The organism is Gemmatimonadales bacterium (assembly GCA_019637315.1).
Taxonomy (GTDB): domain Bacteria; phylum Gemmatimonadota; class Gemmatimonadetes; order Gemmatimonadales; family GWC2-71-9; genus SHZU01.
In genome coordinates this window covers 89,062-98,719 of record JAHBVU010000014.1, presented here as the reverse complement: position 1 = coordinate 98,719, position 9,658 = coordinate 89,062, and the positions used below count along the sequence as shown (strand labels likewise).

The window sequence follows — 9,658 nt, the reverse complement described above, 5'->3', positions numbered from 1 at the left end:
TCGAAGACCTCAACCGTTCCGGCGGCAACGGCCGAGAGGCGCGGATCGATTTCCGAGAGACGGCGCCTGCCGCCGAAGTCGGCTCCGAAGGCATAGACGTCGGGCGGCGTGGCCAGATCCTGGTAGACGCCGACCAACCCGCCATCCAACCCGCCCGTCAGATGGTCGATCCTGGCCATTCCCTTCCACAGCACCTGCGAGGCGCCAGTCGCAGGATCGAAGCGCACCACCACGCGCTGGCCCGAGCTCTTTTCCAGGAGCATCAGTGCGACCGATCGACCGTCCGGCTGCCAGACCGTCCGCTCATCCGCCTTGAGAATGCTCTGATAGGTCCAGACACTGTCGGGCCATGCGAACCTGACAGGAGTCGATCCGTCCAGCGGAACCACGGCCATGCCCGCCGGCCGGATCTCGCCGTAGTCCCTGTCATCCCTGGGGTCGACGCCCACGACCACCGCGCTGCCATCGCGGGTGAACCAGTGCACGGTCGGCACCAGCCGGCCCAGCTCGCTGCCGAGCTGACGGGTAGCTATCGCGCCGTCTGGAGCGACCTCGACGAGCCAGAGCTTGCCATCCTTGGTGTAGACGAGGCGATCGTCGACCGGGTGCCAGGCGTAGTTGAGCCGATGGTAGTCGTTGAAGGACGGGAGATCCTCGGCGACGAGTTGCACTGAGCCGCCATCCGCCCGTACCAGACCGAGGTCGAGCAGCGCGACCTGACTGGTCGGCCCCTGCTCCTTGAAAACCGAGAGGAAGCTGAGCCAGCGACCGCTGGCCGAGAGACGAAGCACGCTCGGTCGCGAGTGCCCGTCGGCAGGAGCCAGGATCCGAACCTTGCCAGTCGCCAGGTCGACCGCAGCCATCGACGCCAGATTCTCGCGCAGCATATGGGCAGCCAGCGGTGAGGCCGCAGGCGTCCCCGTCGCAGCAGCGGCGACTTCTGACCCGCTGGTTTGGACGGTCACGCTCGCCGGGTTGGCCGGCCCGGGGGCTGCCTGCGGACGCGCCGGCGATCGATACTCTCCCTCGGTCGGCGCCAGGGGCACGTAGAGGGTCCGGCCGTCGGGACTCCACCTGGGCTCGTCACCCGCCCAGAGCTTGGCCTTGATGGCGTCAGGCATGACGCGTCGAGCGCGGCCACGGGCCCGATCGTAGACCCAGAGCTGCGGCGGGCCGCCGGAATCCGAGTAGAAAGCCAGCTGCGCACCGTCCGGCGAGAGGACCGGGCGCCAGCAGTTGCCGCCGGGGCAGATCTCGACCGACCGATCCGTGCCGCGATCCAGGATGACGATCCGGCTTCCGACCACAGAGGTCGGGGTTCCGTTGCGCAAGTAGCGCTCGCTCAGGTTGCTGTCGGCGGGCTGGCGTCGATAGTCGAAGGCAATCAGGCGCCCGCCGGCCGAGACGGCCAGAACCGTACTCCAGAGAAACTCCCGGGTGTCGAACGCCGTTTCGTAGGAGAGCGCACCAGGCGGATCGGCCGAAGGATGCGTTGTCGGGGAGACCTGCGCCTCGAGGTCCGCGACCAGCGGAAGCAAGAGTCCAGCAATCAGAAGGTACTTCGCCATTCGGATCCTCTCCGGTGCCGGTCAGTCCTCGTCTGCAGCGGTGAGAGGAACCAGGCGGGCCCGCGGCGGAATCCCCGCCTCCAACTCCATGATCCCGACCGACGCGGGCAGATCGTGTCGCCGCGCCCCCGCCCCACCGGGATTCATCACGGTCACGACCATGTCGACCGTCGTCAGCAGAGGCAGATGCGTGTGCCCGAAAATGATGACCTCGGCGTCGGGGTATGCCTGGTGCAAGCCCTCGGGCGTCGGCCGACGATCGAGCTGATGCCCATGTACGATCACGAAGCGAAACCCGTCGATCTCGGTCGCGACTACCTCGGGCACCCGGGCGCGGATGTCGAAATCATCCGTGTTGCCCCAGACAGCCAGCACCGGAGCAATCGCCTCCAGCTCGGTGAGCAGCTCCGGTGGGCCGATGTCGCCGGCGTGCAGAATCAAATCGACTTCTTTGAAGACGTCGAACACCTCCGGCCGCAGCATGCCGTGGGTGTCGGAAATGATGCCGAGCCGCATCCTATTCCTCCTGCCAGCGCGGCGCGCCGGTCAGATCGAGATTGAACTGATCAAGCACACGCTGCGCCACGAAGTCGACCAGCTCCGCCACCGTGGTCGGTCGATGGTAGAAACCGGGCGCCGCCGGAAGAATCGTCGCGCCTGCCTCCGCAGCTGCCGTCAGGTTTCGAAGGTGCACCAGCGACCATGGCGTCTCTCGCGGCACCAGCACCAGCTTGCGCCCTTCCTTGAGCGTGACATCGGCGGCCCGCTCGACCAGCGAGCGGCTGGTGCCGTGTGCCACCGCCGCAACCGTGCCCATCGAGCAGGGGCAGATCAGCATGCCCGCCGTCCGCTGCGAACCCGACGCCGGCTTGGCGCCGCGATCGCCATCGTCGAAGAGGGTAATGCTGCTCCAGTCGCCGCCGGTGGCGCTGCGGAGTGCATCGATGTCGGCAAGGCCGGCCTCGGTTTCGAGCAGGCGCCAGCCATGGCCGGAGACGATGAGCCAGACGGGCACCCTGTGCCGTGCCAGCGCGTCCAGAATACGCACGGCGTACGGCGCGCCCGAGGCGCCCGTGATCGCCACCACCAGGGGGCTCGACATCAGCGGCCCCGCCGGTTGGGCGTGGGGGTGCGCACGGGATGCTTCGGCGGCCCGACCGGGGCCGGTCGCGACGGGCGGGAGGGCGCGCCGGGTCGATCCGGCCGTTTCGTCGCCGGGACGGGGCCGGGCCGGCCCTTGTCAGTGATCCGAGGGGTCATCGTCGCAATCTAAGCGTTACCGCAGTCGAGCAGCCGGTCGGTCCCAGTAATCATCCGCGCGGATATCAGTACGGTGCATCTCGGCCTGGTCCCACGGTTTTCGACCGTATGCCCGCTGTCTCGGCCAGACCTCGGCCATGGTCCGCGCCTGGTAGAGCCGGCCGGCCTTCATGACGTAGCGGATCTCGGTGGTCTTGCGAATGTCGGTCAGCGGGTTCGCGTCGAGCACCACGAGGTCGGCGAGCTTGCCGGGCACGATCGATCCGAGGTCCCGCTCCAGGCCGAGGAAATGCGCCCCGTCGAGGCTCGCCGCTTCGAGCGCCTCCATCGGCGACAGCGCCTGCGCGTAGCTCCAGACTTCCCAGTGCGTACCAAGCCCATCCTGCTCACCGTGCGCGCCTACGGCCAGGCGGCCACCGGCGCGTTTGATGTCGGCGGCGCCCTCCGCCAGGATCGGGAAGATGAACTCGGAGAGGGGCTTGCTGGTCAACCCTCGGCGCAGCGCCAGCTCCGGCCACGGGGTCCACTCCCGGACTTTCGGATTGCCCCAGAGGTCCTCCTGGCCGAGCCAGTAGTCGATGGCCGCGCCGTGCGGGTAATCCGAAATGAAGAGCTGAGCCGAGTAGTGGGCCCCGGCCAGGCCCAGGAACCGGGTGTAGTCGGCGTAGAGCGGGTGATACTGGATCGGATGCTCCCACCCGGTACTGCCGTTCATGATCAGGCCGAGAATGTACAGCGGGTCGGATCCCTCGGACGTGATGGTGACACCTGCGGACCTGGCAGCCTCCGCCAGCATCTGGCGCTGGACCCGGGTACACTGGCGATAGTCCTTGATCGAGAGCGTGCCGAGCTTGGCGTGTCGGCGAACATGATCGAGCGCTTCCTGGTAGCTATCGATCTCACGCAAGTCGTCGAAATCGCTGCAAGTGAGCGGGACACCGGTCGAGTACGTTCGAGGCCCCACCACGCGACCAGCCTCGATCAATTCCGACAGCGGGAAACTGACCTGCTCTGCGGTGGCCGGATCGTGCGTCGTCGTGACCCCCCAGGCCAGATAGCGGGCCGACGAGGCGCGCCGCTCGGGGATCATGCCGTCGACCTCGTCGTTGGTATGGTGCGCATGGACATCGACCCAGCCAGGCATGATCGTCTTGCCGGTCACATCGATCCGATCGGTTACCCCGGTCAGCGGGCAGACGCCCACACAGGCAATCCTGCCGTCGCGGACGACGACAGTGCCTCGCTCGATGACCCGCCGGTTGTCGAGCGTGATGATCCGGGCGCCGGTGAGCGCCACCGTGCCGAGGCCGTGATCCCTCGGAATCTCGAAGTCGAGCGGTATCGAATCGACTCGCTGGCGGACAACATCATAGCTCAGGTAGGTGTTGGCGCTGACCAGTTCGAGCGTGGTCGCGTTGCGCCACCGGGGAAACATGCCGCCGTGACGGGTCAACCGGCGGAGCGCGGGCGCACCGTCTGCGAGGCTGACGGTCAAGGAATCTCCCACGGCCACCGCAGGTAGCGGCGCGAGGTAGACATCGTGCTTCTGCCGAATGGCGAGCCAGCGGCCATCGGGTGACGGCGCCACGGTAGCGACCGCACCGGCCACGACCGGGTGCACCCACGGGTCCTGCGTCGACGCCCGAGTCGCCACCAGTGTCGTGCCGTGGACCCGGTATGTGAGACCCGCGGTATTGGCAGCCGCGTCCAACGGCCCCGGTCCACGGACCACCGTCACAGCGCCAGATCCATCGATCGTTACCAGCTCCCAGCCGGCGGCGTTCGGAAGGTATTTGAGTGCCGGCGACCATCGATTGACCACGATGCTCTGCCCGTCAGCGGCAGCACGAGGGTAGAGATACCGCCCCGCTAGCCGGGTAATCCGCTCCGGCGTTCCGCCGGGCCGCACCCTCCAGACCGCACCACCCTCGTCGTCGCTCCAGGTGGTGAAGAGCACGGTACCACCGTCGGGCGTCCAGTCGGGCGTCAACTCGAATCCGCCGGGTCCGGGCTCCAGCAGCGGCGCCATGGCGCCATCTGGCAAGCTCCGCAGCCAGAGCCGGCCCGCCGCCTCGAAGACGAGCTGGCCACCGTCGGGCGAGGACGCGGGCCAGCGGATGGCCCGGGGTCGAAAGACCCGGTCGTCGATCGCGCCCTGGTGGCGGGCCATTTCCGAAATCTCCCGGCGGACCCGGGCCTCGAACGGAATCGTTTCGACTCGACCCGATTCGATCCAGAGCCGTCGGATCCGGCCCCCCTGGGTAATCACGATCGATTTGCCGTCCCGGGCCCAGGAGTAGCCAGGCAGCACCCGGTGGTCCCACGCCGGGTGGAGGTCCATGGCATCGCCCGTGATCGGGTCCATGATGACGCGATCGACTCCGGTTTCGAGATCGCGGAGCCAGAGCGCCGTCCGACCGATATACTGATGCCCGCGATAGGAAGTGCGCGCGCCGGGAATCTTCCGGGCATACGCGAGCCAGCGGCCGTCGGGCGAGACTTCCGGCGCAATCTCACCGAGCCGAGCCGGGTAGGTGGTCCGGCCGCAGCAGGTCAGGTACCGATCCTTGGTTTCGGTGAGGTCGTCGATTCGACCCGAGCGGACCTCGAGCCTGCGGAGCCGGCGATCGGCCCCTGAAAACAGCGACGAATGGAAGTAGAGGTAGCGGCCGTCGGGCGACATCGAGGGCCACTGCGCCCGATCCTGGCCTGCCCAGTAGCCGGCGCGGGCGGGCACCGACGACGCCGATGGAGGCAGCTTGACCAGCGCCGTCCCGGGTCCGCCCGCGCGTGGAAAGCTCCAGATCTCGTCGTTGGTGCGATAGAATCCCGCCGGCGACTTCATCTTCCGGGAGATCAGAATCGCCTGCCCGTCAGGCGTCCACGCCGGCTCGGCGGCACGTGAGTCGTCGTCGGCAAAGAGCTGCCGAGGATTCGAACCGTCCGCTCCCATGACCCAGAGGTTGTCCTGACCGCCCCGGTCGGACACGAACGCGATCTCACGACCATCGGGCGAGATTCGCGGGTGATAGTTGAGGGCGATACCGCTTGCTGCGGTCAGGTTCTCCGCCGTACCGCCCGTTACCGGCAGGCGATAGATGTGGCCCAGCAGGTCGAAGACGAGCCATTGGCCATCCGGCGCGAGATCGACGGAGAGATAGGTGCCCTGATCGACGGTGAAGTCAATGACTCTGGTCGTGCCCCGGGCTTGAGTAACCGACCAGTCGCTGGCACGCTGGGCTGCAGTCGGACCAGCCAGGAAGGCGAGAAGCGCGACAACGAGCGGGGGGCGGCATCGCATCGGCTCGAATCTCCAGAAGGGGCCGTCGTCAGGGGAGCGGAACGTCGAGCGTGATCTGTGAGGTGACGTGCGGCAGCAACTCGGCTTTCTCGAACAGCACCGGCTTGAGGCGGCGCTCACTGGTGAGCTGTGCCTGATCATCGCGATGCGGCGAGCCCGCGCGCGAGGTCTGACCGAAGTTGTGCAGTGTGAACGACTGGATCGGATCGCTGAAGACGGTCAGCCGGAGCAGCCGCGAGCCGATCTGCGCCATCCGGTGACCGCTCGAATCCGGAGCCACCGCCGTGAACGCGCGCTGGGTGTGCACGCAGAGCAGATCCCAGGACGCGAGGCTTTCGCAGTGACGGCGGTCGTCCGTAGCAAGTGCCACCCCGCCCAGCGGATACGACGGTGAACCCGGCCGACCGATCCGAAACACGTCGCCGAGCCGCGCATCGGTGCGCCCTTCCTTGGCCATCCGCGCCACGGCGCCCTCGAGCGCGTCGACCACCCGGTCCGCGACGCCAGGCTCGAGCGGTTGATCCGGCCGGCCGCCCGCCTCGAGCACCGCGCGGGTACCGGCTGCACCAGCCTGCTCGAGCAAAGTGGTTCGCCAGTACCAGTAGCCGAGCGCCGCCTTCGATTCGGCCCGCGCGTGACCGTCGAAGCGGAGCAACCCATCGGCCAGTTGCCGAGCTGCCGGTGAGAGGCGACGGAGCCGATCCGGATCGGCCGCGACGCTCCGCCTGAGCGCCTCCCGCCACTGCTCGGTGTCGATCCATTTCTCATCGAGCGCCAACTCGATCGCGTCATCCACCGTAAACCGGACCGCGCTCGAGAGCACCTCGACGGCCCGACGGCCGCGCGAATTGGTGCGTCCCTCCCGGTCGTTGTAGATGTAGTCGGGGTAGCGATCCGGCGTCATCGGGCTTCCCTCGAACATCCGATCGGGCCCGATGTTGTTGTTCTGCATGTAGCCAGTCGAGGGGTTCTCGATCTGAACGAGATCTTCGAACGGATGAATCCCGAGCCAGGCGGTGCGCGCGGTGTTGCCGTCGAGCGCACGTCGCCAGTTGACGCCCGAGGGTCGGCGCGGAGTCCGCCCGGCGCGCACGTAGAAGGTCGCGCCATCGACGTCACCCGCCATCACGTTCTGCGGGAACATGCCCTGCAACCGCATCGCCTCCTTGAGCTCGGCGACGTTGCGTGCGAGCACCATCCGGTACACTTCCTCGTCGAAGTCACCAGCGCGGTCCATATAGCTGGTGCTGACGACCCAGACCTTGCCGTCCTTCCGCCCCACCACCGGCGAAAGGATGCCGTTGTGCCGAGTGTAGGTCAGGGTCCGTCGGACCGGCCCGGCGCCCTGAACCTCGATCCGTACTGGCTCCTCGATCAGCCGTTGGAGCGCACCGTCGCTGCGGTACCGATCAGTGCGACCAGGCTCGAGCGTCACTTCGTAGCAATCGGCGACACTGGGTGCGCCGGTGGTCATGCCCCAGGACACCCGCCGTGTCTGCACCAGCAACGGCATTGCCGCCACGGTGAACCCGGCAAACGAGAGCCGCCCGGCATGGAGCCGGACCTCGAAGACGAACTGGCCGTCCACCTCACCATGCGGATCGCTCAGCACGATGGTGTTGCCTCCGGCCGTACGCCAGGGGGCCAGGACCCACTCGTTGGACGCCGCCACCGCCCGATTCGCGAGCCCGTCCTCCGCAGCTGCCGAGAGCTGCACGCCTGAGGCCCGGCATTTGGCGAGGCCATCGCCGGCCTGGTAGGCCAGCCACAAGAGCCAGCGCGACACGGCCACCAGGTCGGTTGCCGTTACGGTCGGCATCCAGGCAGGCACGGCGGCGCGGTGGTCGGCTACGTACCGATTGAACCCTTGGGCCCACCGTTCGTAGTTGCGCCGGAGCTCAGGGCTCAGACGGGTCAGGCCGACGCGGGCTTCGGCATGATGGCGCCAGAGTCGCGAGGTATAGTCCGACTCGACCATCTCGGGACCGAACGCCGCGGCCGCGGTACCCCGCGCCGCCAACACGATTCGGCCGAGAAACTCGCCTTCGTCCTCGGCGGCCACATACCCGAAGGCGTAATATCCCTCATCTTCGCGGTCGGCGTAGATGTGGGGAACGCCCCAGGTGTCACGGTAGATCGTGGCCTGACCCGCCTGCCCCCACGCTATCTGAGCAGGCACCAGTACGGCAAGCGCACCAACCAGCACCGACACCCTGGCGAGCCGCGCCGCCGTGGCTGCGAGTCGATTCGGCCCGGCGCCGCCACGGACCCGGATGATGCCTGGCCGGCCGTTCACGGGGCCGCCGGGACGGGCGTCCGGATCCGGGCCCGGAAGGTCGCCTCCGAGAACGGCGACGGTTCCTCGCTGAGCAGCGTCGAGGGCTGACCTCTGAGGTACTGGTCGAAGAACGCGAGCGTGTAGGCATTGATGATCTCATGGGCCCTTCGGGCATCGATCCGTTCCTTGGACCGCTTGTAGAAGAGCGCCAGGTCCGAAAAATCGCCGTGGTCGGTGCCGGCAATCGTGACGTTGTACCAGTCGCCCGACGACAGCTCACGCGTGGTGCTGTCCCAGGCAGCCGTCATGGCCATCAGCTCGCGAACCGCCGGGCGCTGCTTTTCCGGATAGAGTTTCTCGTAGTCCGTGGCGTTGTGCAGCTGCATGATGGGACGGGTGGTTCCCCGCTCGCGCACAGCGCCGAAGAGCTGTCCGTCATGATCGACCGCGGCCTTGACCCGCGGGTCGTCGGCGGTGAGCTGGACCGCGGTGGCCCCTCCGAAGGACCAACCGAACGCTCCGATCCGATCGAGGTCGAGCCGTCCCTGGAAGGGGCCCGGGTCACGGGCCAGCCCTTCGATCTGATCGAGCACGAAACGCGCATCGGCCACCCAGATCGGAAAGACCGGGTCGTCCAGGAATGCCCAGGAAGCGAGCGCATCGGCGCGGCCATCGCCGGTTTCCTTCGGCATCGTCAGCGTATCGGGCGCGAACGGGGTGCCGTCAGGATACTTGACGGTCTGATTGAAGCCGAAGTGCTCGATCGAGACGACAGCATATCCGTAGCTGGCGAGCCACTGGGTCGTGAAGGTGGCGCTCCAGCGGGTCCAGGCACCGCCGTGATTGTAGACCAGAACCGGAAATGCTCCGCCCGACTCGGCCACCGGCGCATTCAGCACGGCGTGGGTCTTCGACTTGCTGGCGGCACGACCACCCGACCGGCTCGCGAACTCATCCGGCCGCAGCAGGTATCGCGCGGTGTCCGCTCCCCCCGGCACCGCGGGGTACCAGACCTGCACCACGACTCGGCGATGGTCTGACGGATCTTTGGTGTACGGCTCAGCACGACTCGAATCGGTCCAGGAATACTCCCGAGTGCCCACCGCATAGGGCCCGCTCGGCTGCACGAACAGCTGCTCGGGAAACCTTGGCATCATTCGGCGGACGTAGAGGCCGAGGGCCACGACGACGAGTGCCAGCACGACGATCGCAATCTTGACGACCTTCTTCCACATGCGAGCCTCCGGCCGA

At 67.4% G+C, this 9,658-nt stretch carries 6 protein-coding genes; all 6 read right to left on the bottom strand.

Annotation, left to right across the window (positions count from 1 at the left end):
- Nucleotides 1–1,568 (bottom strand): PD40 domain-containing protein (locus KF785_13220; protein MBX3147720.1); only part of this gene is annotated, 1,568 nt, incomplete at its 3' end.
- A 21-nt stretch (nt 1,569–1,589) separates the two neighbouring features.
- Nucleotides 1,590–2,084, bottom strand: coding sequence for a metallophosphoesterase family protein (locus KF785_13215; protein MBX3147719.1), 495 nt, complete (start codon nt 2,082–2,084; stop codon nt 1,590–1,592).
- A 1-nt stretch (nt 2,085) separates the two neighbouring features.
- Nucleotides 2,086–2,670, bottom strand: a complete 585-nt coding sequence (locus KF785_13210) for a UbiX family flavin prenyltransferase (protein MBX3147718.1) — start codon at nt 2,668–2,670, stop codon at nt 2,086–2,088.
- A gap of 174 nt (nt 2,671–2,844) precedes the next feature.
- A complete protein-coding gene (locus tag KF785_13205) occupies nt 2,845–6,129 on the bottom strand; it encodes a PD40 domain-containing protein (GenBank protein ID MBX3147717.1) in 3,285 nt (1,094 codons plus the stop codon).
- 28 nt (nt 6,130–6,157) lie between these two features.
- Nucleotides 6,158–8,425: a penicillin acylase family protein gene (locus KF785_13200; GenBank protein MBX3147716.1), complete on the bottom strand. Its 2,268-nt coding sequence runs from the start codon at nt 8,423–8,425 to the stop codon at nt 6,158–6,160.
- Nucleotides 8,422–9,642 carry a hypothetical protein gene (locus tag KF785_13195; protein MBX3147715.1) on the bottom strand — a complete coding sequence of 407 codons (1,221 nt, stop codon included), beginning with the start codon at nt 9,640–9,642 and terminating at the stop codon, nt 8,422–8,424. Before KF785_13195 ends, KF785_13200 begins: the two co-directional genes overlap by 4 nt.
- Between the last annotated feature and the right edge of the window lie 16 nt (nt 9,643–9,658).

Bases quoted from the DNA above. Each gene is read 5' to 3' on its own strand.
- KF785_13215 (MBX3147719.1), bottom strand. From the start codon at position 2,084: ATGCGGCTCGGCATCATTTCCGACACCCACGGCATGCTGCGGCCGGAG.
- KF785_13195 (MBX3147715.1), bottom strand. From the start codon at position 9,642: ATGTGGAAGAAGGTCGTCAAGATTGCGATCGTCGTGCTGGCACTCGTC.
- KF785_13205 (MBX3147717.1), bottom strand. From the start codon at position 6,129: ATGCGATGCCGCCCCCCGCTCGTTGTCGCGCTTCTCGCCTTCCTGGCT.
- KF785_13210 (MBX3147718.1), bottom strand. From the start codon at position 2,670: ATGTCGAGCCCCCTGGTGGTGGCGATCACGGGCGCCTCGGGCGCGCCG.